The sequence below is a fragment of the Streptomyces sp. NPDC042346 genome, assembly GCF_055581845.1.
In genome coordinates this window covers 205,802-230,782 of sequence record NZ_JBVJEH010000012.1, presented here as the reverse complement: position 1 = coordinate 230,782, position 24,981 = coordinate 205,802, and the positions used below count along the sequence as shown (strand labels likewise).

Sequence of the window (24,981 nt, the reverse complement as noted above, 5' to 3'; positions counted from 1 at the left end):
CTGTCACTTCCTTCAGCGAACTTCACGGGCGGTGCCAGACGGCCGCCGGGCGTCGCGGGACGGCACGGAGTGCCGCAGGCGCCGAGATACGGCCGCAAGCGCCTTCGGAACTGGCAGGCGCTTCTGAACAGTGGATACTAGTTTCCTCATGGTGGAAGTTCAATGGTTTGTTGATGTCGAGATTCTCTGGATCGACACAACATGGCGCTGCGTGCCACGCCTCGTGCCGTGCCGCTCACTTTCGGTCGCTCACTCCAGGTGGGCCAGATCCGCCTCCGTGTCGATGTCGTAGGGCTCGGCCACATCCGAACAGTCCACCGGCGTGATCGCATCCCGGTGCGCCGCCAGATAGTCGCGGGCCCCCCGGTCGCCGACCGCGCCCTCGGCGATCCCGGCCCAGTGCCCGGCGCCGAACAGCACCGGATGACCCCGCTCCCCGTCGTACGAGGCCGCCGCCAGCGAATCCCGCGAGCGGTACGCCGCACGGACCCGGGCCACCGCCGCGGCCCCGATCCCCGGCTGGTCCACCAGGAACACCAGCGCGGCGTCCACCCCGCGCGGATCCGCGGCGAGCGAGGCGAGCCCGGCGCGCAGGGAGGACCCCATCCCCTCGGCCCACTCCGGGTTCTCGACGAGCACGCACCCGGACAGCTCGGCCCGCTCCCGTACGGTCCCGGCCGCCGCCCCGAGCACGACGTGCACCACCTCGCAGCCGCCCTCGCGCAGCACGCGCACCGCGTTCTCGACGAGGGGCCGCCCCCGGTGGGGAAGGAGGGCCTTGGGGCGCCCCCCGAGGCGCCGCCCGCCTCCCGCGGCGAGCAGCAGTCCGGCGACGAGCGGGGTTCGATCTTCGGTGGCAGTCATAGGGGACTGCATACCTCATGACGCGGAATCACACGCTCGCCTGAATTCCGGCCGTGCGGGGTGGCGCGCCGGGGTGGCGAAGGAGTTAACTGGCCCGCGTCTCCCGGCGCCCGACCGCCGTCCGGGGGCCGGCGAGGCGTGCTCGGCGAGGCGCTTTCGGCGGGGTGTGTTCGGTGGGGTCGGAGTGTTCTGCGCACAGTGTCGTGCGAGGGGGAGAACCATGTTGCGAAGCGTGGGGCAGAGGCGAGTGACCGGCGAGGGCGTGGATCCCAGGGTGGCCGAACTGCGGTCCGCGGTGTCCCGGCTCCGGCGCGAACTGGCCGGTCACCGAGTGGAGTTCGCCGATCGCGGCATCGCCGAGGGCGAGCTCGCCGCCCTCGACGCCATGGCGCTCAGCGGCGTCCCCGAGGTACGGCGGCTGCGCCGCTCCCTGCTGATCGTCGCGGGCTCGCTCGGCTCCGTGAGCGCGCTCGCCGAGGGCCTCGCCGGGGTCCGCCGCGCCGTCGAGCTCTTCGGGACGCCGCCCGATCCGGGATCCGGCCCTACCGCCTGATCAGCCGCCGGGCCGTCGCCGCCGCCACCGCCGCCGTGCGCGAGTCCACGCCCAGCTTCGCGAAGATGTGCACGAGGTGCGACTTCACCGTCGCCTGGCTGAGGAACAGCGCCTTGCTGATCTGCTGGTTCGACAGGCCCTCGCCCACCAGCTGGAGCACCTCCAGCTCCCGCTTCGTCAGCGCCTCCGCCGGGGTCCGCATCCGGTCCATCAGCCGGTGGGCCACCGCCGGGGCGAGCGCCGACTGCCCGGCCGCCGCCGTCCGTACCGCCGCCGCCAGCTCCTCCGGCGGCGCGTCCTTCAGGAGGTAGCCGGAGGCGCCCGCCTCCACCGCCGCGAGGATGTCCGCGTCCGTGTCGTACGTCGTCAGGACCAGCACCTTCGGCCCGCCGGGCACCGCGGTGATCGCCGCCGTCGCCTCCGAACCGTGCATCCCGGCGCCGAACTGCAGGTCCATCAGGACGACGTCCACGCCCCCGGCGGCGGCCAGCTCCACGGCCCGCTCGGCCGTGGCGGCCTCGCCGACCACGGTGAAGTCCGGCTCGGTGTCCAGGACCGCGCGGAGGCCCGCCCGTACCACCGGGTGGTCGTCGGCGAGGAGAAGCCTGATGGTGGTCATGCGGAGACTCCAGCGGGGAGGGGGAGGGACACGGCCACCGCCGTGCCCTGGCCGGGGGCGGACTCGACGGTGAACGTGCCGCCGAGCGACTCGGCCCGCGACCGCATCGCCGGCAGCCCGAAGCCGCCTTCCCGGGACTGGCGTACGGAACCCGGGTCGAACCCCTTGCCGTCGTCGACGACGTCCAGGGTCACGGAGGCGTCCATGAAGGACAGGGTGATCTCGGCCCGGGAGGCCGAGGCGTGCCGCACGGTGTTCGCGAGCGCGGACTGCGCGATGCGCAGCAGCGCCACCTCGTACGGGGTGGGCAGCTCGGTCGGCGTCCCGCTCACCGAGAACCGGACCCGCGGCCCGGCCCCCGGTCCGTAGGCGCCGTAGGACCCGTAGGACCCGTCAGGTCCGTCGGACCCGTCAGGTCCGGAACCGGCCCCCGGCTCGCACAGGCGCTCCAGGGCCGCCGCGAGCGAGCCGTGCTCCAGGTCCGGCGGCGACAGCGCGCGGACGAAGCGCCGCGCCTCCGCCAGGTTGTCCTGGGCCGCCTGCCGCGCCCGGTCGATGTGACCGGCGGCCGGGGAGCCCGGCGGCAGCGCCCGCTCGGCGGCGCGCAGCAGGAGCTGGATCGAGGACAGGCCCTGCGCGAGGGTGTCGTGGATCTCCCGCGCGAGCCGCTCGCGCTCGGCGAGCGTCCCCGCGTGCCGCTCCGCCGCCGCCAGCTCCGCCCGGGTCTCGATCAGCTCCTCGATGAGCCGGCGCCGCCGCTCGCTCTCCCGGTAGAGGGCCTGGTAGCCGAGGACGGTCGCCACCGCGACCGCCCCGCCGAGCAGCGGCCCGATGAAGACCCCCGGGTTGAGCGGGGCGCCGTGTCCGACGTACGAGAGGATCGCCGCGCCCGCCGTCAGGGTGACGGCCGGCAGGGACCAGCGCGTGGGCAGCAGGTGCAGCTGGAGGAAGTAGAGCGGGAAGGCCACCCACAGCGCGTCGGGGGTCAGCCAGAGCAGGCCCAGCCAGGCCGCGCCCAGGACGCCGAGCCAGACGGCGGCGGCCCGCTGCGAGCGGCCCACGGACGGCAGCAGCGAGCCGGCCGCGTAGACCGCGCCCACGACCACCGCCATCACCGTCCCGGCGGCCGAGTCGGCCCGTACCGCCGTGAGGACGAGGAGGCCCGCCATCAGCAGATGCAGGCAGAGGCGCAGGACGCGCAGGGCGGGGGTGAGAGAGCGAGGATCCATGTCCCCTCCAGCGTAGACAGGGGCCGGACGGGGAACGGACAATCCGGACTCAATCGAAAGTTTGATTGCGGAGCCATCCGTGGCGCGATGCCCCGACGGCCCCCCTCGGACCACTCTGGTCAGCATGTTCGTGGCATGGAGAGACCTGAGATTCGCCAAGGGGCGATTCGCCCTCATGGGCACCGTGATCGTGCTGATCACCCTGCTCGTGGGGTTGCTGTCCGGGCTGACCGCCGGGCTCGCGCGAGAGAACATCTCCGCGATCACCGGCCTGTCCGCCGACCGGCTGGCCTTCGCGGCGCCGCCGTCCGGGCAGTCGGTCTCCTTCACCAACTCGACGGTGACGGAGGACCAGTGGACCGGGTGGGCGGACCGGCCCGGGGTGACGGGGGCCGAGCCGCTCGGCATCCGTACGCTCAACGCCGCCGCCGGGGACCGCACCGCCGCCGTCTCCGCCTTCGGTACGGAGCCGGGGTCCGGGCTCGCCCCCGGGACCGTCGGCGCCGGCAAGGCCGTCCTGTCGGAGTCGGCGGCGGAGGAGCTGGGCGTGGGCGTCGGCGACGCCCTGCGCCTCGGCCCCCTGGAGGCCACCGTCACGGCCGTCTCCGGCGACGCCTCGTACAGCCACACCCCGGTGGTGTGGACCTCCCTCGACGACTGGCAGAAGCTCGGCCACAGCGGCACCACCCCGCAGGAACAGGCCACCGTCATCGCGCTCAGCGGCGGCGACGTCGACTGGGCGGCGGGCGACAAGGCCGCCGGGACCGAGGCGCGGACCATCGACGGGGCGCTCACCGCCATAGGGTCCTACCAGGCCGAGAACGGCTCGCTCCAGCTCATGCGCGGCTTCCTCTTCGCGATCTCCGCGCTCGTCATAGGAGCGTTCTTCACCGTCTGGACGATCCAGCGCAGCGGCGACGTCGCCGTCCTCAAGGCGCTCGGCGCCTCCACGCCGTACCTCCTCAAGGACGCCCTCGGGCAGGCCGTCCTCATGCTCACCGCGGGCACCCTGCTCGGCACCGCCCTCGCGGTCGGCATCGGCGCCCTGGTCAGCGGCGGGAACGTGCCCTTCGTCCTGGAGCCGCTCACCGTCCTCGGGCCCGCCGCCGTGATCATCGTGCTCGGGGTGCTCGGCGCCGCCCTGTCCATCCGGCGGATCACCGCCGTCGACCCCCTCACCGCCCTCGGGAGCGCCCGATGAGCCTCGTCCTCGACGCCGTCACCCTGACCTACCCCGACGGAGACAGCCGGCTCACCGCCCTCGACGCCGTCTCCCTGACCGTCCCCGCGGGCACGCTCACGGCCGTCGTCGGCCCGTCCGGCTCCGGCAAGTCCAGTCTGCTGGCCGTGGCCGCGACCCTGGTGACCCCGGACCGGGGGCAGGTCGTCGTCGCCGGTACGGACACGGGGCCGCTCACCCCGGCCGCCCGCGCCGAGCTGCGGCGCGAGCACATCGGGATCGTCTTCCAGCAGCCCAACCTGCTGCCCTCGCTGAGCGCGGCGGAACAGCTCCAGGTGATGGCGCACCTGTCGGGGCGCGCGCCGGCGTCGGTACGGGGCCGGGCGATGGAGCTGCTCGACGCGGTGGGCCTCGCGGACCAGGCGCACCGCCGCCCGCACCAGCTGTCGGGCGGTCAGCGGCAGCGGGTGAACATCGCGCGGGCGCTGATGAACGAGCCGTCCGTGCTCCTGGTCGACGAGCCGACGAGCGCCCTGGACCACGAGCGGGGCGCGGCGGTCATGGAGCTGCTCGCCGGCCTGACGGCGGAGCGGGGCACGGCGACGGTGCTCGTGACGCATGACCGGACCCACCTGGCCCGTACGGACCGCACGGTGACGGTCCAGGACGGCCGCCTCGCGGAGGCCGTGCAGGCGTAGCGCGTACGGAAACACACACGGAAGGGCGCCCGGAACCTCGAAGGTTCCGGGCGCCCTTCCGTGTGTGCGGTGGGGCTCCGGGCTCAGCCCTGGCCGTTGCCCGTCGTGTTGGCGAGGGCCGCCGAGAGTTCGCGGGCGACCTGCTGGAGGATCGGGACGATCTTCTCCGTGGCCGCCTCGGTGACGCGGCCCGCCGGGCCCGAGATCGAGATCGCCGCGGCGGTGGGGGAGTCGGGGACCGGCACCGCGAGGCAGCGGACTCCTATCTCCTGCTCGTTGTCGTCGACCGCGTACCCCGTCGCGCGTACCGCTTCGAGGGCGTCGAGGAAGCCGTCGGGCGTGGTGATCGTCTTCTCGGTGGCGGCCGGCATGCCCGTACGGGCGAGCAGCGCGCGCACCTCCTCCGCCGGGGTGTGCGCGAGGAGCGCCTTGCCGACGCCGGTCGAGTGCGGCAGGACCCGCCGGCCGACCTCGGTGAACATGCGCATCGAGTGCTTGGACGGCACCTGGGCGACGTACACGATCTCGTCCCCGTCGAGCAGCGCCATGTTGGCCGTCTCGCCGGTCTCCTCGACGAGCCGTGCCAGGAAGGGGCGGGCCCAGGTGCCGAGGAGGCGGGAGGAGGACTCGCCGAGCCGGATGAGGCGGGGGCCGAGCGCGTACCGCCGGTTGGGCTGCTGGCGCACGTAGCCGCAGGCCACGAGGGTGCGCATCAGCCGGTGGATGGTGGGGAGCGGCAGTCCGCTGCTGGCGGAGAGCTCGCTCAGCCCGACCTCGCCCCCGGCGTCGGCCATCCGCTCAAGAAGGTCGAAGGCACGCTCAAGGGACTGGACGCCACCGCTCGCGGCGGCGGGCTTGGCGGCGTCGGTGGTGCTGGCGCTGGACGTCGGCACGTCAACGGTCCTTTCGAGGCAGGCGGGCAAGTCAGCAGCCTACCGGGCCACCGGCCGGGGCACCCGGTCCCGGTACCGGCGTACGGGCCGGTCAGGGGGTGTTTGTCCGGTGTCGTGGAGGGCTCGGCGGGGTCCGGCTCCGCCCCACATGTGTGGAGCTACGTTCTACTGTACGGAATTCTCATTCCACTTTGTGGAAACCTCTAAGTCGGGTTCGCCGACGGCCGATGCTGGAAGTGTGCCCTTGACGACATGTCGTCCGGAAGTGAAGACTCCTTCAACAGTTCGTTGAATTTGCCGGTTCCTCAGTGAATCGCTCGAAGAAGGGGTACGGGTGGACGTCAACCTGGTCCTGCGCTCGACTCGCGTCATCACCCCCGAGGGGACGCGCCCGGCGTCGATCGCCGTCTCCGGAGGGACGATCGCGGCCGTGCTGCCGTACGACGCCGAGGTCCCGGCCGGTGCCCGCCTGGAGGACGTCGGCGACGACGTCGTCCTGCCCGGCCTGGTCGACACCCACGTGCACGTGAACGACCCCGGCCGCACCGAGTGGGAGGGCTTCTGGACCGCCACCCGCGCGGCCGCCGCCGGCGGCATCACGACCCTGCTCGACATGCCGCTCAACTCGCTGCCGCCGACGACCACCGTCGCGAACCTGCGGGTCAAGCAGGAGGTCGCCCGCGCGAAGGCGCACATCGACGTCGGGTTCTGGGGCGGCGCGCTGCCCGACAACGTCAAGGACCTGCGCCCCCTCCACGACGCCGGCGTCTACGGCTTCAAGTGCTTCCTGTCCCCGTCCGGCGTGGACGAGTTCCCGTCGCTCGACCAGGAGCAGCTGGCCAACTCGCTCGCCGAGATCTCCGGCTTCGACGGCCTGATGATCGTGCACGCCGAGGACCCGCACCACCTCGCGGCCGCCCCGCAGAAGTCCTCCACCGAGTACGCCGACTTCCTGGCCTCCCGCCCCCGGGACGCCGAGAACACGGCGATCGAGAACCTGATCAACCAGGCACGCCGGCTCAACGCCCGCGTCCACGTCCTGCACCTGTCCTCCTCGGACGCGCTGCCCCTCATCGCCGCCGCCAAGGCGGAGGGCGTGAAGATCACGGTCGAGTCGTGTCCGCACTTCCTCACCCTCACCGCCGAGGAGATCCCGGACGGGGCGACCGAGTTCAAGTGCTGCCCGCCGATCCGCGAGGCGTCCAACCAGGACGCGCTGTGGCAGGGCCTCGCGGACGGCACGATCGACTGCATCGTCTCCGACCACTCCCCGTCCACCGCCGACCTGAAGACCCCGGACTTCGCGTCCGCGTGGGGCGGCATCTCCTCGCTCCAGCTCGGCCTCCCCGCGATCTGGACCGAGGCCCGGCGCCGCGGCCACTCCCTGGAGGACGTGGTCCGCTGGATGTCCGAGGGCCCGGCCCGCCTCGCCGGCCTCTCCCGCAAGGGCGCGATCGAGGCCGGCCGTGACGCCGACTTCGCCGTGATCGACCCGGACGCGACCTTCACCGTCGACCCGGCGGAGCTCCAGCACCGCAACCGCATCACCGCCTACGCGGGCAAGACCCTCAGCGGCGTCGTCGCCTCCACCTGGCTGCGCGGAGAGCGGATCGTCGACCACGGCACCCTCGCCGACCCCACCGGCCGCCTCCTCGAAAGGAACAACTGACCCGTGAGCACCGGCATACCCTCCTTCACCGGCGACGCCAGCCCCTACGGCGGCGGCGACCCGTACGCCGACTACCGCACGGCCGACTTCCCCTTCACCCAGTACGCCGACCTCGCCGACCGGCGCCTCGGCGCGGGCGTGGTCGCGGCCAACGACGAGTTCTTCGCCGAGCGCGAGAACCTGCTCAAGCCCGAGCCCGCCGAGTTCGACCCCGAGCACTTCGGCCACAAGGGCAAGATCATGGACGGCTGGGAGACCCGCCGCCGCCGTGGCGTCTCGGCCCAGCAGCCCCACCCCACCGAGGACGACCACGACTGGGCGCTTGTACGGCTCGGCGCCCCCGGCGTCGTCCGCGGCATCGTCCTCGACACCGCCCACTTCCGCGGAAACTACCCGCAGGCCGTCTCCGTCGAGGCCACCTCGGTCGCCGGCTCGCCCTCGCCCGAGGAACTCCTCGCCGACGACGTGAAGTGGACGACGCTCGTCCCGCGCACCGCCGTCGGCGGCCACGCCGCCAACGGCTTCGCCGTCGACGTCGAACAGCGCTTCACGCACCTGCGCGTCAACCAGCACCCCGACGGCGGCATCGCCCGCCTCCGCGTCTACGGCGAGGTGGCCCCCGACCCGCGCTGGCTGGCCGTCCTCGGCACCTTCGACCTCGCGGCCCTGGAGAACGGCGGCCAGGTCGAAGACGCCTCCGACCGCTTCTACTCCCCGGCCACCAACACCATCCAGCCGGGCCGCTCCCGCAAGATGGACGACGGCTGGGAGACCCGCCGCCGCCGCGACAAGGGCAACGACTGGATCCGCTACCAGCTCGTCGCCGAGTCCGAGATCCGCGCCGTAGAGATCGACACCGCCTACCTCAAGGGCAACAGCGCGGGCTGGGCCGCCCTCTCGGTCGCCGCCGAAGGCTCCGAGGACTGGGCCGAGATCCTGCCCCGGACGCGCCTCCAGCCCGACACCAACCACCGGTTCGTCCTCGACACCCCGGCGGTCGGCTCCCGGATCCGGATCGACATCTACCCGGACGGCGGCATCTCCCGCCTCCGCCTCTTCGGCTCCCTCACCGAAGCCGGAGCGGCCCGCCTGGCCGCCCGCCACCAGGAGCTCGGCGGCTGACGGCAGGACACCCGAGAACCGGGGGGCCGGCCCGACCGGCCTTCCCCTGAACCGGGCGGGTACGACACCCCGCCCGGCCCGCGAGGGCGCACCGACCCGACAGCACGGTGCGCCCTCGCGTAACCCCCCTTTTCGGGCTCGGTTCGCCTCCGGGGCGCTTCAGCCGGGCTCACAGGGTCGACCGTGCTCGCCCCCTCCTTCGTCGGGGGCTCCGCGCGCTCGACCCTGTTCCCCCGGCGCGCCCCTTCGGCTCACTAGCCGGCCGTACGCGTACCCGGCGACACAACGGCCCAGCGGCACCCTTGCGCGGGTTACGCCGCGTGGCCGCCGTCCACCGCGAACTCGGCACCCGTCACGTACCGGCCCTCCGGGCCCGCGAGGAACGCGACCATCGCCGCCACCTCGTCCGGCGTGCCGAAGCGGCCGAGTGCCGTCATGGCCGCCTGGCCCCCCGCGTACGGCCCGTCCGCCGGGTTCATGTCGGTGTCGATCGGGCCCGGGTGGACGATGTTGGCCGTGATGCCGCGCCCGCCCAGCTCCCGCGCGAGCGCCTTCGTCAGGCCGATCAGCGCCGCCTTGCTCGTCGCGTACAGCGTGCCGCCCGGCCCGGGCACCCGCTGCGTCATGCAGGTGCCGATCGTGACGATCCGCCCGCCCTCCGGCAGGCGCCCGGCCGCCGCCTGCGAGGCGAGGAAGGCCGCGCGGACGTTCACCGCGAGGACCCGGTCCACGTCCGCCAGGGTCAGCGACTCCAGCGGGCCGAGGACCCCGGCGCCCACGCTGTTCACGAGGACGTCGAGCCGGCCCAGCGCGTCCGCCGCCCACTCCACCGCGCCCGCCGCGTCCCCGGCGTCGGCCGCGTCGGCGCGCAGGGGGAACGCCTTGCGCCCGGCCGCCTCGATCCGCGCGGCGACCTCCTTGGCCGCCGCCTCGTCCCGTACGTAGGTGAAGGCCACGTCGGCACCCTCCCGGGCCAGGCGGACGGCCGTGGCCGCGCCGATCCCGCGGCTGCCGCCCGTCACCAGGACCGCCGTGCCGTCCATCGCGCCGTTCGCCGTGCTGTTCATCGTGGACATCCCGAAACCTCCGTGAGAAGTACTTAGTTGTTGCGGGTTCAATGAAAGTCGGCGGGGCGGCCGGCCGCTGGCATGAATCGGACGCCGACCCGGTCGCCGATGAGTTCCGCCGAGCGGTGGAGTCGGAAGAGGTGAGACACGATGGACAGGACGAGAAAGGCACCCGCCATGGCCACGCTCAGCCTCACCCAGTTCCTCACCCTCGACGGCGTCCACCAGGCCCCCGGCGGTCCGGAGGAGGACCCCAGCGGTGGTTTCGAGCACGGCGGCTGGTCCGTGCCGTTCGGTGACGAGGACTTCGGTCAGTACATGGCCGACGTCTTCACCCGCCCCACCGCGTTCCTCCTCGGGCGCCGCACGTACGAGATCTTCGCGGGCTACTGGCCCCGGCACGACAACCCCGACGACCCCATCGCCTCCAAGCTCAACGGCCTCCCCAAGTACGTCGCCAGCACCACCCTCGAATCCGCCGACTGGACCGGGTCCACCCTGCTCCGCGGGGACGTGGTCAAGGAGGTCGCCGACCTCAAGGAGAGCCTCGGCGGCGAGATCCAGATGCACGGCAGCGCCGGCCTCGCCCGGACCCTGCTCGACCACGACCTGATCGACACCCTCCACCTGCTCGTCTTCCCCGTGGTCCTCGGCTCCGGCCGCCGCCTCTTCTCCGACGGGGTGCGCCCCACCTCCTTCCGGCTCACGGACACCCGCACCACCGGCTCCGGCGTCGCCCTCCACACGTACGAGCTCGCCGGGCGTCCCACCTACGGCAGCTACTGACGGCTGCTGACCAGGGAAGAGTCGCGGAAAGGTGTAGCCACCACAGGCCCGCCCGGGTACGGTGATCGCTCCGCGTGCGAGCCGCCGAAGTCTCCACCCCGCCCCAACAGTTGGAGATTCGGCCAGCAATGTCGGTTTCGTCTTCGATCGCCGCCCCCGTGTCCCTCGGCGCCCCGCGCCGGGCCTGGCTCACCGACCTGCCCGTCCTGCTCGTCGCCGTCGTCTGGGGCGCCAGCTATCTCGCGGCCAAGGGCATCACCACCACCCACACCGTCATCGCGGTCCTCGTGCTGCGGTTCGCGGTGGTGCTGCCCGTCCTCGTCGTCGCCGGCTGGCGCAAGCTGCGCGCGCTCACCGCGCCCCAGTGGCGCGGCGCCGCCACCCTCGGGCTGATCCTCAGCGGGATCTTCCTCCTGGAGACCTACGGCGTCGTCCACACCTCCGCCACCAACGCGGGCCTGATCATCAGCCTCACCATGATCTTCACCCCGCTCGCCGAGGCCGCCGTCACGAGGGTCAGGCCGCCCCGCGCCTTCCTCTCCGCCGCCGCGCTCTCCGTCACCGGCGTCGTCCTGCTCACCCAGGGCGGCGGCTTCACCGCCCCCTCCCTCGGCGACCTCCTCATGCTGCTCGCCGCCCTCGCCCGTACCGTCCACGTCCTGGCGATGTCCCGGATCAAGGCGGTCCGGTCGGCCGACTCGCTCTCCCTCACCACCGTCCAGCTCGGCTCCGCCGTCGCCGTGTTCGCCGTCATCGCGGCCTTCCCCGGCACGGGCGCCTCGCCCTGGGCCACGGCCCTCGACTTCGGTCCCCGCGAGTGGGCCGGGCTGCTCTTCCTCTCCGTCTTCTGCACGCTCTTCGCCTTCTTCGTGCAGATGTGGGCCGTCCGCCGCAGCTCCCCGTCCCGGGTCAGCCTCCTCCTCGGTACGGAGCCGCTCTGGGCCGCCGCGGCCGGCATCGCCCTCGCCGGTGACCGCCCCGGAGTCCTCGGCCTCGCGGGCGCGATCCTCGTTCTGGCAGGCACCAGTTGGGGCCGCCGCACGGCCGACGAGGGTGCCCGGTAGGTTCTTCGATCATGCGTTCACTTGCCTACGACACCGCGTTCCGCGCCCGCGCCCGGCGCACCCAGGGCTGGGGCCTCGGCCTCCTCACCGTGGCAGCACTGCTGTGGGTCTGGTTCGGGGTGCTGCTCCTCACTCCGTTCGAGCCGGGCGACAGCAGTAACTCCTGCCCCGCGCTCATCACCAGTGAGTACGTCCACGACAAGGCCTGCGTCGAGTCGCGCGACTGGCCCCAGCTGGTGGGGATCATCGGTGCTTCCGTCCCCGTCGCCGTGATCGGCGCGGTCCTCTTCACCAGCGGCTCGGTCTCCCACCGCTTGGCCGAGCACCGCGCCGAGGTGACCCGACTGGACACCGCGAGCGCCTGACCGCCCCGAGCGCGCCGGCCGTCAGGACTTCCGGACCCGGTCCGACACGATCAGGAGGACCAGGCCGAGCACGGCGATCACGATGTTCACGAACAGCTCCCGGCCTTCCATGAACCACACGTTGTCGGTCAGGAAACGGGTCAGCCCCATCAGCTTGAACCAGCCGTCCGTCAGCTCGCGGATCGCTCCGCAGACACCGAACACGACGAGCAGGAATCCGGCGGCCTCCAGCAATTTCTTCATGACTCGATCATGAACGGGCCCCGGTCCCGGCCGCGTCCGACTCCGGTCCACGGCCACCGCTACCGAAGTATCGACCTGTGCGACTTCGGTAGCGTCCCGCCCCGCACCTCACCCGTGCGGGGCCCCCGGCTGCGTACATTGCCGATATGACCCGTACGGAACGGCAGCGCTGGCTGCTCCCCTCCCACCTGGTCGAACCGGGCGAGAGCGGCGCGGCCAGGCCCCGCCGTACCGTCCGCGACTGGATCGTCGACACCTCGCTCTTCCTCCTCGCGGCCCTCGTCGGCCTCGTCGCCGCCGACGCCGGCGCGGAGTACAGCAGCGAGCCCGTCATCCTCTTCGACCAGCTCGTCGGCGCCGCCGCCTGCTGCGCGCTCTGGCTGCGCCGCCGGTGGCCCGTCGGGCTCTCCGTCGCGCTCTCCCTGGTCAGCATCGTCGCCCCGGTCGCCGGCGGCGCCGTTCTCGCGAGCCTCTTCAGCGTCGCCGTCCGCCGCCCGTTCCGCGAGGTCGCGTGGCTCGGGGCGCTCGCCGTCGCCGCCTCCACCGTCCAGGTCTTCGTCCGCCCCGACCCCACCCTCAACGCCGGGATCTCGATCGTCCTCGGCTTCGTCCTCATCCTGCTCGTCACCGCCTGGGGCATGCTCGTCCGCTCCCGGCGCCAGCTCGTCGAGGCCCTCCGCGAGCGCGCCCGCCGCGCCGAGGCCGAGGCCGAGCTGCGCGCCGCCCAGGCTCAGCGGCTCGCCCGCGAGGCCATCGCCCGCGAGATGCACGACGTCCTCGCCCACCGGCTGACGCTGCTCAGCGTGCACGCGGGAGCCCTGGAGTTCCGGCCCGACGCCCCGCCCGAGCAGATCGCCCGCGCCGCCGGCGTCATCCGCGACAGCGCCCACGAGGCCCTCCAGGACCTGCGCGAGATCATCGGCGTCCTGCGGGCCCCCGGGGAGAACGGCGACGGCGGCGGCGATCGCCCCCAGCCGACCCTCGCCACCCTCGACGCGCTCGTCGCCGAGTCCCGCGAGGCCGGCGCGGACGTCGTCCTGGACCTCGACGTCGACACCGCCGATGACGCGCCCGCCGTCCCCGCCTCCACCGGCCGCACCGCCTACCGCATCGCCCAGGAGGCCCTGACCAACGCCCGCAAGCACGCCCCCGGCACCAAGGTCACCGTCACCGTCAGCGGCCGCCCCGGCGAGGGCCTCACCGTCACCGTCCACAACCCGGCCCCCGCCGGCCCCGTCCCGCACGTCCCCGGCTCCGGCCAGGGCCTCATCGGCCTCACCGAGCGCGCAGCCCTCGCCGGCGGCCGGATGGAGCACGGACCGGACCCCGACGGCGGATTCGCCCTCCACGCCTGGCTACCGTGGCCCGCATGACCATCCGCCTGCTGATCATCGACGACGACCCCCTGGTCCGCGCGGGCCTCACCCTCATGCTCGGCGGCGCCGAGGACCTCGACATCGTCGGCGAGGGCTCCGACGGCCGCGACGTCCCCGAACTCGTCGACCGGCTCGCCCCCGACGTCGTCCTCATGGACATCCGCATGCCCCACGTCGACGGACTCACCGCCACCGAACGCCTCCGCGCGCTCCCCGGCGCCCCCGAGGTCGTCGTCCTCACCACCTTCCACGCCGACGAGCAGGTGCTGCGCGCCCTGCGGGCCGGCGCCGCCGGCTTCGTCCTCAAGGACACCCCGCCCGCCGAGATCGTCGCGGCCGTCCGCCGGGTCGCCGCCGGGGACCCGGTCCTCTCCCCGGCCGTCACCCGCCAGTTGATGACCCATGTCGCGGAAGAGCCGGACCGGCCGGACCGGCGGGAGGAGTCGCGGCGCGCCGCGATCACCGCGCGCCTCGCCGAACTGGCCGTACGCGAACGGGAAGTGGCCGTCGCCGTCGGCCGGGGCCGCTCCAACGCGGAGATCGCCGCCGAGCTGTACATGAGCGTCCCCACGGTCAAGACGCACGTCTCGCGCATCCTCGCCAAACTCGGCCTCAACAACCGCGTCCAGATCGCCCTCCTCGTCCATGACGCGGGCCTCCTGGACGACGAGAAGGAGGAGAAGTAGTCGGATAGTCTGCACGGATGTCCGTCATCGAACTGGGGGAGTACGGCGCGGACTTCACCGCGAACCCGTACCCCTACTACGCCAAGCTCCGCGAATCCGGCCCCGTCCACGAGGTCCGCATGCCCGACGGCTTCCAGTTCTGGCTGGTCGTCGGCCACGAGGAGGGGCGCGCCGCGCTCGCCGACCCGCGCCTCGCCAAGTCCCCGTCCGTCATCGGCGTACGCCCGCCGGAAGAGGACGTCATCGGCGTCCACCTCCTCGGGGCGGACGCCCCCGACCACACCCGGCTCCGCCGCCTGGTCGCGGGCGTGTTCACCGGCCGCCGCGTCGAGAACCTGCGCCCCCGCATCGAGCGGCTCACCCAGGAACTCGCCGACGCGATGGAACCGGCCGGCCGCGCGGACCTCGTCGACGCCTACGCCTTCCCCGTGCCGATCACCGTCATCTGCGAACTCCTCGGCGTCCCCGCCGAGGACCGCGACACCTTCCGCCACTGGTCGAACGAGCTCGTCGCCCCCGCGGACGAGCAGGGCCTCCTCGGCGCCCTGGCGGGCTTCGGCGGCTACCTCGACCGACTCATCGAGGACAAGCGCGCCGCGGGCCCCGCCGACGACCTGCTCTCCGGCCTCCTCGCCGCCCGCGACGAGGACGGCGACCGGCTCTCCGGTCCCGAACTCCGCGCCATGGCCTACCTGCTGCTCATCGCCGGCCACGAGACCACCGTCAACCTCATCGCCAACACCGTCCGCAACCTGCTCACCCACCCCGAGGAGCTCGCCGCCCTGCGCGCCGACCCCGGCCTCCTCGACGGGGCGATCGAGGAGTCCCTGCGGTACGACGGGCCGGTCGAGACCAGCACCTTCCGCTTCACCCGGGAGGCCGTCACCCTCGGCGGCACCGAGATCCCGGCGGGCGCGAGCGTCCTCGTGGGGATCGGTGCGCTCGACCGCGACCCGGCCCGCTTCCCCGACCCCGACCGCTTCGACATCCGCCGCGACACCCGCGGCCACCTCGCCTTCGGCCACGGCATCCACTACTGCCTGGGCGCCCCGCTCGCCCGCCTGGAGGGCAGGATCGCCCTCCGCACCCTCCTGGACCGCTTCCCCCGGCTCGAACTCGACCCCGAGGGCGACCCCTGGGAGTGGGTGCCCGGCCTCCTGATCCGCGGGGTCCGCCACCTCCCGGTCCGGTGGTGAGGGGACGCCGCCCCGACACCGTCTAGGAGGCGTCCACCCGCACCGGACGCCGCCCCGACACTCCCTAGGAGGCGTCCACCCGCACCGGGCGCCGCTCCCGGCGCGAGAGCTCGCACGCCTCGGCGATCCGGAGCGCCGCCAGGGCCTCTACGCCGTCGCACGGATTGGCCGCCTCGCCGCGCACCAGCCGGACGAAGGCGTCGAGCTCCGCCTCGTACGCGGGGGCGAAGCGCTCAAGGAAGCCCTGCCAGGGCTTCCCCGGCGCCGGCGGCCCCTGCGGCTCCACCGAGGCGAGCGGCGTCCGGTCGTCGAGCCCCACCGCGATCTGGTCCCGCTCGCCCGCCAGCTCCATCCGTACGTCGTACCCGGCGCCGTTGCACCGGGTCCCCGTCACCGTCACCAGGGTGCCGTCGTCCAGGGTGAGGAGCGCGGCGGCCGTGTCCACGTCCCCCGCCTCCCGGAACATCGCGGGACCCGCGTCCGAGCCCGTCGCGTACGCCTCCACGACCTCCCGGCCGGTCACCCACCGCACGATGTCGAAGTCGTGCACCAGACAGTCCTTGAAGAGCCCGCCGGAGAGCGGCAGGTACGCGGCGGGCGGCGGCTCCGGGTCGGACGTCGCCGCCCGTACGGTGTGCAGCCGGCCGAGCCGCCCCGACCGCACCGCCTCGCGCGCCGCCCGGTACCCCGCGTCGAAGCGGCGCATGAACCCCAGCTGGAGCTCGGTGCCCGCCTCCGCCACGGCCCGCAGCGCCGCCCGCGTGCCGGGCACGTCCAGCGCGATCGGCTTCTCGCAGAAGACCGGCAGACCCGCCCCGGCGGCCCGCGCGATCAGCTCCGCGTGCGCAGCCGTCGCCGAGGCGATCACCACCGCGTCCAGGGCGTGCCCGAGCAGCGCCGCCACGTCGGGCGCCGCCTCCGCCCCGAGCGCCCCCGCGACCCCGGCCGCCCGTGTCGCGTCCGCGTCCGCCACGACCAGCGACTCGACCTCCGGGTGGCGGGCCAGCACCCCCGCGTGGAAGCTCCCGATCCGTCCCGTACCGATGAGTCCGATGCGCATGGCCCCACCGTGGAGCGGTACGCCCCCCGTGTCAAGGATTTGTCAGGACATCCGGACGTCACGACGTCCTGTCATCCACTCCCCGCCGTCGGCTTCCGGTCATCGGCGCGCCCGGTTACGCTCCCCCCGTGTCCAAGCAGTCCGGCTCCCCCCTGCCTCCGCTCTCCGTGGACCGCACCAGCCCGGTCCCGCTCTACTTCCAGCTGGCCCGACAGCTGGAGAGCGCGGTGGAGAACGGGACGCTGCCGCCCGGCACCCTCCTCGGCAACGAGATCGAGCTCGCCACCCGCCTCGGCCTCTCCCGGCCCACCGTCCGCCAGGCCATCCAGTCCCTCGTCGACAAGGGCCTCCTGGTGCGCCGCCGCGGCGTCGGCACCCAGGTCGTGCACAGCAGGGTCCGGCGCCCGCTGGAGCTCAGCAGCCTCTACGACGACCTGGAGGCCGCCGGCCGCCGCCCCGCCACCCGGGTCCTCACCAACCGGCTCGAACCCGCCACCGCACCGGTCGCGGCCGCCCTCGGCGTACCGGAGGGCAGCGACGTCCACTACCTGGAGCGGCTGCGGACCGCGTACGGCGAGCCCATGGCGTACCTGCGCAACCACCTGCCCGCCGGGCTCCTCGCACCGGAGGAGCCCGACACGGAGCGCCTGGAGACCACCGGCCTCTACCGGATGCTCCGCTCCGCCGCGCTCACCCTGCACAGCGCCCGCCAGTCCATCGGCGCCCGCGCCGCGACCCCGGAGGAGGCCGCGCTCCTCGACGAGCGGGAGGGTGCCCCGCTGCTCACCATGGAGCGCACCACCTACGACGACACGGGCCGCGCCGTCGAGTACGGCTCGCACCTCTACCGGGCCGCGCGCTACTCCTTCGAGCTCCAGCTGATGGTCCGCCCCTGACCACACAGGCCCCGCTGACAAGTGCCACGACCCGCATGACCGATACTGCAATGCACGCAGAAGGACACAAAGGAGGGCACGGCCTCGTGACCAGGCTTCGGACAGGAGGGGTACGGGCCGTCATCGGCGCCGTGCTCGCGCTCGCGCTCACAGGGGCGCTCGCGGGGTGCAGCAGCACCGGCGGAAAGCGGGCGGAGGACGCCCGCAAGGCCGCGGCGGCCCAGGGCAGGGCGGCCGTCGACACCCCCCGCTGGACCTTCGCCATGGTGACCCACTCCGGTGACGGCGACACCTTCTGGGACATCGTCCAGAACGGCGCCAAGCAGGCCGCCGTCAAGGACAACATCAACTTCCTCTACGCCCACAGCGACGAGGCCCAGCAGCAGGCCCAGCTCATCGACTCGTACGTCGCCAAGGGCGTCGACGGCCTCATCGTCACCCTCGCCAAGCCCGACGCGATGAAGGCCGCCGTCGAGAAGGCCGTCAAGGCCGGCATCCCGGTGATCACCGTGAACTCCGGCGCCGCCCAGTCCAAGGCCTACGGCGCCCTCACCCACATCGGCCAGGACGAGACCGTCGCCGGCGAGGCCGTCGGCGACGAACTCGACAAGCGCGGCAAGAAGAAGGCCCTCTGCGTCCTGCACGAGCAGGGCAACATCGGCCACGAGCAGCGCTGCGCCGGAGCGAGGAAGACCTTCGGCGGCGAGCTCGTGAACCTCTACGTCGACGGCACCAACATGCCCGACGTCAAGGCCTCCATCGAGGCCAAGCTCCAGTCCGACAAGGCCATCGACGCCGTCGTCACCCTCGGCGCCCCCTTCGCGGACACCGCCGTCCAGGCAGCGAAGAGCGCGGGCAGCACGGCCGAGATCGACACCTTCGACCTCAACGCCAAGGTCGCGACCGCCCTCCAGGCCGGCACGCTCGGCTTCGCCGTCGACCAGCAGCCCTACCTCCAGGGGTACGAGGCCGTCGACCTGCTCTGGCTGTACCGCTACAACGCCGACGTCCTCGGCGGTGGCAAGCCCGTGCTCACCGGCCCCCAGATCATCACCAAGGACCAGGCGGGCGCGCTCAAGCAGTACGCGGAGCGGGGTACCCGATGAGTTCCACCGCACCGCCGTCCGACGGCATCGACCACGTCGACGAACGGCTCCTGCGCACCAGCCCGCTGAAGAAGCTCCTCGCCCGCCCCGAGCTCGGCTCGGTCGTCGGCGCGATCGCCGTCTTCGTCTTCTTCTCCGTCGCCGCCGACAGCTTCCTGCGCGCCGCCAGCCTCGGCACCGTGCTGTACGCGGCCTCCACCATCGGCATCATGGCGGTCCCCGTCGCGCTGCTGATGATCGGCGGCGAGTTCGACCTCTCCGCCGGCGTCATGGTCACGAGCTCCGCGCTCATCTCCTCGATGGTCAGCTACCAGCTGACGGCGAACGTCTGGGTCGGCGTCGGCGTCTCGCTGCTCGCCACCCTCGCGATCGGCGTCTTCAACGGCTTCATGCTGACCCGCACCAAGCTGCCCAGCTTCATCATCACGCTCGGCACCTTCCTGATGCTGACCGGCCTGAACCTCGGCCTGACCAAGCTGATCAGCGGCACCGTCTCCACCAAGACCATCGCCGACATGGAGGGCTTCCCCTCCGCCCGGAAGCTCTTCGCCTCCCAGGTGACCATCGGCGGCGTCGAACTCAAGGTCACCATCCTGTGGTGGCTCGGTCTCGTCGCCCTCGCCACCTGGATCCTGCTGCGCACCCGCTTCGGCAACTGGATCTTCGCCGTCGGCGGCGGCGCCGACGCCGCCCGCGCGGTCGGCGTCCCGGTCTACCGCACGAAGATCGGCCTCTACATGGGCGTGGCCTTCTGCGCCTGGATCGCCGGCCAGCACCTGCTCTTCTCCTTCGACGTCGTCCAGTCGGGCGAAGGCGTCGGCAACGAACTGATCTACATCATCGCGGCCGTCATCGGCGGCTGCCTGATCACCGGCGGCTACGGCTCCGCCATCGGCTCGGCGGTCGGCGCCCTCATCTTCGGCATGACCAGCAAGGGCATCGTCTACGCCGAGTGGAACCCGGACTGGTTCAAGTTCTTCCTGGGAGCGATGCTCCTCCTGGCGACCCTGCTGAACGCCTGGATCCGCAAGCGCGTGGAGGCCACCAAGTGACGACGGAAACCACCGCGCTGGTCGAGCTCGACGACGTCAGCAAGTACTACGGCAACATCCGCGCCCTCGAAGGGGTCTCCCTGCGGGTGGACGCGGGCGAGATCACCTGCGTCCTCGGCGACAACGGCGCGGGCAAGTCCACCCTCATCAAGATCGTCGCCGGGCTCCACCGGCACGACGCCGGCGTCTTCCGCATCGAGGGCGAGGAGGTCACCCTCGCCAACCCGCGCGACGCCCTCGACCGGGGCATCGCCACCGTCTACCAGGACCTCGCCGTCGTCCCGCTCATGCCGGTCTGGCGGAACTTCTTCCTCGGCTCCGAGCCCACCAAGGGCTCCGGCCCCTTCAAGCGGCTCGACGTCGACCTCATGCGGACCACCACCCGCGAGGCGCTGCTCCGCATGGGCATCGACCTGCGCGACGTCGACCAGCCCATCGGCACCCTCTCCGGCGGCGAGCGCCAGTGCGTGGCCATCGCCCGAGCCGTCCACTTCGGCGCCAAGGTCCTCGTCCTCGACGAGCCGACCGCCGCGCTCGGCGTCAAGCAGTCCGGGGTCGTCCTGAAGTACGTGGCCGCCGCCCGTGACCAGGGCCTCGGCGTGGTCCTCATCACCCACAACCCCCACCACGCCTACCTCGTCGGCGACCGCTTCGTCCTGCTCAAGCGGGGCGTGATGGCCGGCAGCCACACCAAGGACTCCATCTCCCTCGACGAGTTGACCCGCCAGATGGCCGGCGGCACCGAGCTGGAGGACCTCCGCCACGAACTGGAACGCCCGTCCGCCACGTAACGGCCGCTTCACACGCCACCTGGCAGAATCGGAACCGATGAGTACCTACCGCGACCTCACCCACCGGGGCTCCGCCCGGGGCACCGTGCTGCGGACCGTCGGGACCCGGGAGCGGCGCTCCCACCTGACGGCACCCCGCGTGCCGACCGTCGGCATCGACATCGGCGGTACGAAGGTGATGGCCGGGGTCGTCGACGCGGACGGCAACATCCTGGAGAAGCTCCGCACCGAGACCCCGGACAAGTCGAAGAGCCCCAAGGTCGTCGAGGACACCATCGTCGAGCTCGTCCTCGACCTCGCCGACCGGCACGACGTGCACGCCGTCGGCATCGGCGCGGCCGGCTGGGTCGACGCCGACCGGGCCAGGGTCCTCTTCGCCCCGCACCTCGCCTGGCGCAACGAACCCCTCCGGGACGCCCTCCAGGGCCGCCTCGCCGTCCCCGTCATGGTCGACAACGACGCCAACACCGCCGCCTGGGCCGAGTGGCGCTTCGGCGCGGGCCGCGGCGAGGACCACCTCGTCATGATCACCCTCGGTACGGGCATCGGCGGCGCGATCCTGGAGGACGGCCAGGTCAAGCGCGGCAAGTACGGCGTCGCCGGCGAGTTCGGGCACATGCAGGTCGTGCCCGGCGGCCACCGCTGCCCCTGCGGCAACCGCGGCTGCTGGGAGCAGTACAGCTCGGGCAACGCCCTCGTCCGCGAGGCCCGCGAGCTCGCCGCCGCCGACTCCCCGGTGGCGTACGAGATCATCGAGCGGGTCAAGGGCAACGTCTCCGACATCACCGGACCGCTCATCACCGAGCTCGCCCGCGAGGGCGACGCCATGAGCATCGAACTGCTCCAGGACATCGGCCAGTGGCTCGGCGTCGGCATCGCCAACCTCGCCGCCGCCCTCGACCCCTCCTGCTTCGTCATCGGCGGGGGCGTCTCCGCCGCCGACGACCTCCTCATCGGCCCCGCCCGCGACGCCTTCCGCCGCCACCTCACCGGCCGCGGCTACCGCCCCGAGGCCCGCATCGTCCGCGCCCAGCTCGGCCCCGAGGCCGGGATGGTCGGCGCCGCCGACCTCGCCCGGCTCGTCGCCCGCCGCTTCCGCCGCGCCAACCGGCGCCGTGTCGAGCGGTACGAACGGTACGAGCGCTACGCCCAGGCCCTGCGCAGCGGGACCTCGGGCCGGACCGCCCGCACCCCCGAGGACCCTTCTTCATGACCCTGCCCCACCCGTCCCCACCGCCCCACTCGCCGCACTCGCCGCACGGAAAGCTGCCGGAGGAGCGGCGGCACATGATCCGCCGCCGCTGGCTCACGGCCGTCATCATCGTGCTGCTCGTCGGCATCCCGGCCGGCTACCTCCTGGTCTCCGCCGGCCAGAGCCGCGACAGCGGCCGCGACAAGGAACGCGAGTCCTCCGCGGCAGGCCTCCAGACGAACCCGCCCTCCAAGATGAAGCGCCGGGTCTTCGAGGTCCCGATCCCCGCCGGAGCCTGGGACGTCGCGTACTACGAGACCAGCAACTGGAAGACCAGCAGGCTCTACGTCCAGTTCACGACGGACGCCTACGGCCTCGACGCCTTCCTCGCCGACTCCGGCACCGCCCGGGCGCAGCTCACCCCCGGCCGGATCACCGTCGGCGACCGCGACGCCGAGATCGCCGGCTGGGCCTTCGCCGACGGCATGGACTGGGCGGGCACCACGGTCAAACGGGAGGAACCGCGCCCGACCACCGACATCACGGTCGACCTCACGGACCCGGCGTTCCCCCGCGTCTACGCGGTCTCCGCCACGAGTCCCTGACCCGAGGGGACACGTGGTCCTCATCGTGGATGCGGGTGGTGAAGTCCGGCCGCAGGCGGACCACTTCGTCCGAAATTGATCTCGGCACGTGCCGTGCGCACATGAAAGAGTCACCGCCATCGTGAGGCGTGAGGCACCCCTCCGGATCGCCTCTCCCTCGCCATTCGCCTCCACATACCCGTCACCTTCCTCGAGTGGCGCAGACGAACCACCCGTGAAGCAGAGGTTCTTGGCCCTCCCACCGGGGCCGGCACCACCCAGATCGGATCGCCCATGGAATTACCCCACCAACCCGCGGCAACCGTGTCCCCGCAGGTCTGGCGCCCCTACGAGGACGAGCCGCTTGTCACGGCGGCGTTCCTGGGCGGATGGGTTTCGTGCGATCCGGAGACCAGGGAGCGACTGACGACCTACCTCTGCGCTCTGGTCGAGGCCCGTGACGTGCCCGTGCACACGGCCGTGGCCTTCAACGCCGTGTACTTCGGTTATGACGTGGCTTCCGGCGGGTACGTGGGCGGTCCGCTGGACATCGGCGCCTTCCCCTCGGTGGCCTTGGGTGACGAGATCGACGCCCTCCCAGTCGGCGCGATGATCAACATCCGGACCGGAGGAGACCTCCTCCCGGCCGAAATCGTGTACAAGGAGGGGGCCCACGAACAGGTCGAACCCTTCGGTGACGTCCCGGGATGGCTCTCCGGAGCGCCGTCCGGCGCCCGCGGTCCGGGGCAGTGCACTCTGGACGACGCCCCCGTGCTCCAAGAGCGCCTGATCTTTGACAGCACGGCCTTCGGACATGAGCTGGCGCCGACAACCGCGCGGGCGCTCCGCCTGCAGCGACAGGGGCGGACGGACCTCCACGGTCACCTGGTCGTCGACGCGCGCTACACACAGTCTGAGGCGGATCTCGACGACGCCGAGTACTACGCCCGCTTCCTGGTCACCCGCGGCCGGGCTCAGCTGACCAGCGTCACGGCCCCCGCCCCGCTGCCTACGCTGCTCGCCCCCGGACACCGGGAAGAGGAGCTCGTGGCGGGAGTCCGGGGTGTGATGGATGCCGTACGGCACGCGCTGAAATCGCTCGATCAGGCGCGCATGTGGGGGGAGTATGCCTTCACCCGAGCATCCATGGCGAGCAGGCTGGCCTCCACGGGGCCGCTGGGCCGGGACGACCTGGACCGGTTCGCACGATCGACGGTTCGGCGGGCGACGCGCACAGGGCGACGCAACAGCGTACTCGGCTCGGCCCCCGTGTACACCGCCGTGGGTGCTGCCTTGCGCTCGCGTACCGAGTGGCACGAGCAGATACGCGGAACGAGGTACCCCCTTGCCGTCTGCCACGCCAACTCCGTCCTCGCCGATGTGGCGCGGAGGGAAGCCGACGACTTGTCCGGCCTGATGGACGGTGGTGTCCGGCTGTCCCTGGACGACCGATGGCAGGCGGGTGGGATCTGGCGCAGCATGCTGGAGGAGCCAGGGGACGCGGCGACCGACCCGCTGTTCGGCCCCGCCGACGCGCCGTGCGGGCGGGGCTGGCTGGAGAGTCTCCCGACCACCGGTGCCGACGGTGTCCAGGGCGTGCCGAGCGCAGCGGTCGGAGAGCCGACGGCAGCCGCTGAACCGGGTACGCGGACCGCGAGTGTCGGGAGAGGTCTTCACCGACCGGACGACTCCGATCTCGGCGTCGTGGTGGACCTGCGTATGACCGAGAGCGAAGTGCGCTGGGCGCTTCCGCTGCGCGCCTCCCACGTTCAGGGACGCTGTCTGCCGCTCACCGACACCCTTGCCGACGAGCTGTTCCGGAGTCGGACGGCCGTAGGCGGGATGCGTATCCTGCTCGACCACGGCGGTCGTGTACTTGCGCCCGGGGAAGCGTGCCACGACGTGCATGTGGTGATGGAGGAACAGGCCCGGCTGGCGGGCATCGTCTGGCCGGAGGCCTTCTTCCCTGGCATCTGGATCACGTTCACCTGGGTGCGGGGCAGCAGCGTCGTGCACGGGCGGACCACGCTGCTGGCGCAGTCGCTGATCATCGACGGGCAGCTCGTCGAGCATCGCTACGACCCGCGCGTGCTCACGCGTGACGGAGACCGGTACCCGCACCGTGGAAGTAGGTCGGACGGACCTGAGCTGTCTCCCGAAGGCGTGCTGTTGGCGGCGGTGCGCCGACTCGGTCTGCTCGACCAGTACGGGCAGGCCATGCTCGCCCGGGCGGACGTTCCGGAGGCCGCGAGCATCGTCTTGGACGGAATCGCCGTGGACGTGCCGGGGATCGAGCGGGCGCTCACGGAAATGATCGCCGATCGGCGACTCACCGTGACCCGAGGCAGCCGCAGCTACAGCGGACGTACCTACCATCCGCCGCGCCGCGGTGAACCAGTGGAGGATCTCGTTTGCTACTGGCCACCGGTGAGTACTGTTCGCGGCGGCTCGTTCCCGGAGGACGAAGACGCGTTCCACTCGCGGTTCGTGAGCGGGCGGGAACACACCGTGGGTGGGTTCCTGCGGCGCATCGGACACCTCGGCCATGAGGCGACCGAGGAACAGCGGGTGCGGTACCGGGAGGACCACCGCAGATTCCGTCTTACCGGCCCCGGTGAACTACCTCCGGGCTTCACGTACGTACGTCCCCACCGACGCGGCCGCTGACCCTTCGCACGCGCCGTTTCCTC

Annotated in this window: 25 protein-coding genes; 18 read left to right on the top strand and 7 right to left on the bottom strand. The window is 72.5% G+C overall.

Going from position 1 to position 24,981, the window contains the following annotated elements; translation table 11 throughout:
* Nucleotides 1-249: 249 nt before the first annotated feature.
* Nucleotides 250-864 carry a nucleotidyltransferase family protein gene (locus tag ACZ6K0_RS36385; RefSeq protein WP_469235665.1) on the bottom strand — a complete coding sequence of 205 codons (615 nt, stop codon included), beginning with the start codon at nucleotides 862-864 and terminating at the stop codon, nucleotides 250-252.
* Nucleotides 865-1,084: 220 nt separating this feature from the next.
* Between ACZ6K0_RS36385 and ACZ6K0_RS36380 the strand changes: the two genes are divergently transcribed.
* Nucleotides 1,085-1,417, top strand: coding sequence for a DUF5955 family protein (locus tag ACZ6K0_RS36380; RefSeq protein WP_376407926.1), 333 nt, complete (start codon nucleotides 1,085-1,087; stop codon nucleotides 1,415-1,417).
* Here the strand turns inward: ACZ6K0_RS36380 and ACZ6K0_RS36375 are convergent.
* The gene (locus ACZ6K0_RS36375) at nucleotides 1,407-2,036 is read right to left on the bottom strand and encodes a response regulator (RefSeq protein ID WP_376407924.1); all 630 of its coding nucleotides are present in this window, start codon (nucleotides 2,034-2,036) and stop codon (nucleotides 1,407-1,409) included. The genes ACZ6K0_RS36380 and ACZ6K0_RS36375 overlap by 11 nt on opposite strands.
* Nucleotides 2,033-3,265, bottom strand: a complete 1,233-nt coding sequence (locus ACZ6K0_RS36370; RefSeq protein WP_469235662.1) for a sensor histidine kinase — start codon at nucleotides 3,263-3,265, stop codon at nucleotides 2,033-2,035. Before ACZ6K0_RS36370 ends, ACZ6K0_RS36375 begins: the two co-directional genes overlap by 4 nt.
* A gap of 124 nt (nucleotides 3,266-3,389) precedes the next feature.
* Here ACZ6K0_RS36370 and ACZ6K0_RS36365 point away from each other — a divergent pair, with 124 nt between their 5' ends.
* Both ACZ6K0_RS36365 and ACZ6K0_RS36360 read left to right on the top strand, forming a co-directional pair.
* Nucleotides 3,390-4,466 carry an ABC transporter permease gene (locus ACZ6K0_RS36365; RefSeq protein WP_469235660.1) on the top strand — a complete coding sequence of 359 codons (1,077 nt, stop codon included), beginning with the start codon at nucleotides 3,390-3,392 and terminating at the stop codon, nucleotides 4,464-4,466.
* Nucleotides 4,463-5,143 (top strand): ABC transporter ATP-binding protein, encoded by a 681-nt coding sequence (locus ACZ6K0_RS36360; RefSeq protein ID WP_376407918.1) that lies wholly within the window; start codon nucleotides 4,463-4,465, stop codon nucleotides 5,141-5,143. The genes ACZ6K0_RS36365 and ACZ6K0_RS36360 overlap by 4 nt, the downstream gene beginning before the upstream one ends.
* An 83-nt stretch (nucleotides 5,144-5,226) precedes the next feature.
* On the opposite strand, the gene ACZ6K0_RS36355 is transcribed toward ACZ6K0_RS36360, so the two are convergent.
* Nucleotides 5,227-6,036, bottom strand: coding sequence for an IclR family transcriptional regulator (locus tag ACZ6K0_RS36355; protein ID WP_024758417.1), 810 nt, complete (start codon nucleotides 6,034-6,036; stop codon nucleotides 5,227-5,229).
* A 334-nt stretch (nucleotides 6,037-6,370) separates the two neighbouring features.
* On the opposite strand from ACZ6K0_RS36355, the gene allB reads away from it, so the two are divergent.
* Both allB and alc read left to right on the top strand, forming a co-directional pair.
* Nucleotides 6,371-7,705, top strand: coding sequence for an allantoinase AllB (allB, locus tag ACZ6K0_RS36350; protein ID WP_469235658.1), 1,335 nt, complete (start codon nucleotides 6,371-6,373; stop codon nucleotides 7,703-7,705).
* 3 nt (nucleotides 7,706-7,708) lie between these two features.
* Nucleotides 7,709-8,827 (top strand): allantoicase, encoded by a 1,119-nt coding sequence (gene alc / locus ACZ6K0_RS36345; protein ID WP_469235656.1) that lies wholly within the window; start codon nucleotides 7,709-7,711, stop codon nucleotides 8,825-8,827.
* A 311-nt stretch (nucleotides 8,828-9,138) separates the two neighbouring features.
* Here alc and ACZ6K0_RS36340 read toward each other — a convergent pair whose 3' ends face one another.
* Nucleotides 9,139-9,903: an SDR family NAD(P)-dependent oxidoreductase gene (locus ACZ6K0_RS36340; RefSeq protein ID WP_376407910.1), complete on the bottom strand. Its 765-nt coding sequence runs from the start codon at nucleotides 9,901-9,903 to the stop codon at nucleotides 9,139-9,141.
* A gap of 168 nt (nucleotides 9,904-10,071) precedes the next feature.
* Between ACZ6K0_RS36340 and ACZ6K0_RS36335 the strand changes: the two genes are divergently transcribed.
* From ACZ6K0_RS36335 to ACZ6K0_RS36325, 3 genes are all read left to right on the top strand, one after another.
* Nucleotides 10,072-10,680 carry a dihydrofolate reductase family protein gene (locus ACZ6K0_RS36335; RefSeq protein WP_469235752.1) on the top strand — a complete coding sequence of 203 codons (609 nt, stop codon included), beginning with the start codon at nucleotides 10,072-10,074 and terminating at the stop codon, nucleotides 10,678-10,680.
* A 128-nt stretch (nucleotides 10,681-10,808) separates the two neighbouring features.
* Nucleotides 10,809-11,744 (top strand): DMT family transporter, encoded by a 936-nt coding sequence (locus ACZ6K0_RS36330; RefSeq protein ID WP_469235654.1) that lies wholly within the window; start codon nucleotides 10,809-10,811, stop codon nucleotides 11,742-11,744.
* Between the two features lie 11 nt (nucleotides 11,745-11,755).
* Nucleotides 11,756-12,109 carry a hypothetical protein gene (locus ACZ6K0_RS36325; RefSeq protein ID WP_376407906.1) on the top strand — a complete coding sequence of 118 codons (354 nt, stop codon included), beginning with the start codon at nucleotides 11,756-11,758 and terminating at the stop codon, nucleotides 12,107-12,109.
* 21 nt (nucleotides 12,110-12,130) lie between these two features.
* Here the strand turns inward: ACZ6K0_RS36325 and ACZ6K0_RS36320 are convergent, their stop codons facing one another.
* Nucleotides 12,131-12,352, bottom strand: coding sequence for a hypothetical protein (locus ACZ6K0_RS36320; protein ID WP_469235653.1), 222 nt, complete (start codon nucleotides 12,350-12,352; stop codon nucleotides 12,131-12,133).
* Nucleotides 12,353-12,498: 146 nt separating this feature from the next.
* Between ACZ6K0_RS36320 and ACZ6K0_RS36315 the strand changes: the two genes are divergently transcribed.
* From ACZ6K0_RS36315 to ACZ6K0_RS36305, 3 genes are read left to right on the top strand one after another with little or no spacing between them, the layout of a single operon-like run.
* A complete protein-coding gene (locus ACZ6K0_RS36315) occupies nucleotides 12,499-13,725 on the top strand; it encodes a sensor histidine kinase (RefSeq protein ID WP_469235651.1) in 1,227 nt (408 codons plus the stop codon).
* Entirely contained in the window at nucleotides 13,722-14,414 is a 693-nt protein-coding gene (locus ACZ6K0_RS36310; RefSeq protein WP_469235649.1) for a response regulator, read from the top strand. The genes ACZ6K0_RS36315 and ACZ6K0_RS36310 overlap by 4 nt, the downstream gene beginning before the upstream one ends.
* A 17-nt stretch (nucleotides 14,415-14,431) precedes the next feature.
* Nucleotides 14,432-15,610: a cytochrome P450 family protein gene (locus tag ACZ6K0_RS36305; RefSeq protein ID WP_376407897.1), complete on the top strand. Its 1,179-nt coding sequence runs from the start codon at nucleotides 14,432-14,434 to the stop codon at nucleotides 15,608-15,610.
* A gap of 64 nt (nucleotides 15,611-15,674) precedes the next feature.
* On the opposite strand, the gene ACZ6K0_RS36300 is transcribed toward ACZ6K0_RS36305, so the two are convergent.
* A complete protein-coding gene (locus tag ACZ6K0_RS36300) occupies nucleotides 15,675-16,670 on the bottom strand; it encodes a Gfo/Idh/MocA family protein (protein ID WP_469235647.1) in 996 nt (331 codons plus the stop codon).
* Between the two features lie 167 nt (nucleotides 16,671-16,837).
* Between ACZ6K0_RS36300 and ACZ6K0_RS36295 the strand changes: the two genes are divergently transcribed.
* The 7 genes from ACZ6K0_RS36295 to ACZ6K0_RS36265 all read left to right on the top strand — a co-directional run bounded on the left by ACZ6K0_RS36295 (nucleotide 16,838) and on the right by ACZ6K0_RS36265 (nucleotide 24,958).
* Nucleotides 16,838-17,566, top strand: a complete 729-nt coding sequence (locus ACZ6K0_RS36295) for a GntR family transcriptional regulator (protein WP_469235751.1) — start codon at nucleotides 16,838-16,840, stop codon at nucleotides 17,564-17,566.
* An 86-nt stretch (nucleotides 17,567-17,652) separates the two neighbouring features.
* Nucleotides 17,653-18,672 carry a sugar ABC transporter substrate-binding protein gene (locus ACZ6K0_RS36290; protein ID WP_469235645.1) on the top strand — a complete coding sequence of 340 codons (1,020 nt, stop codon included), beginning with the start codon at nucleotides 17,653-17,655 and terminating at the stop codon, nucleotides 18,670-18,672.
* Complete coding sequence (locus tag ACZ6K0_RS36285) at nucleotides 18,669-19,724, top strand: ABC transporter permease (RefSeq protein ID WP_376407891.1); 1,056 nt, start codon at nucleotides 18,669-18,671, stop codon at nucleotides 19,722-19,724. The genes ACZ6K0_RS36290 and ACZ6K0_RS36285 overlap by 4 nt, the downstream gene beginning before the upstream one ends.
* Complete coding sequence (locus tag ACZ6K0_RS36280; RefSeq protein WP_376407889.1) at nucleotides 19,721-20,515, top strand: ATP-binding cassette domain-containing protein; 795 nt, start codon at nucleotides 19,721-19,723, stop codon at nucleotides 20,513-20,515. The genes ACZ6K0_RS36285 and ACZ6K0_RS36280 overlap by 4 nt, the downstream gene beginning before the upstream one ends.
* 37 nt (nucleotides 20,516-20,552) lie before the next feature.
* The gene (locus ACZ6K0_RS36275; protein WP_469235643.1) at nucleotides 20,553-21,728 is read left to right on the top strand and encodes an ROK family glucokinase; all 1,176 of its coding nucleotides are present in this window, start codon (nucleotides 20,553-20,555) and stop codon (nucleotides 21,726-21,728) included.
* Nucleotides 21,725-22,312: a hypothetical protein gene (locus tag ACZ6K0_RS36270; RefSeq protein ID WP_469235641.1), complete on the top strand. Its 588-nt coding sequence runs from the start codon at nucleotides 21,725-21,727 to the stop codon at nucleotides 22,310-22,312. The genes ACZ6K0_RS36275 and ACZ6K0_RS36270 overlap by 4 nt, the downstream gene beginning before the upstream one ends.
* A 273-nt stretch (nucleotides 22,313-22,585) precedes the next feature.
* Nucleotides 22,586-24,958, top strand: coding sequence for a hypothetical protein (locus ACZ6K0_RS36265; RefSeq protein WP_469235639.1), 2,373 nt, complete (start codon nucleotides 22,586-22,588; stop codon nucleotides 24,956-24,958).
* Nucleotides 24,959-24,981: the final 23 nt, after the last annotated feature.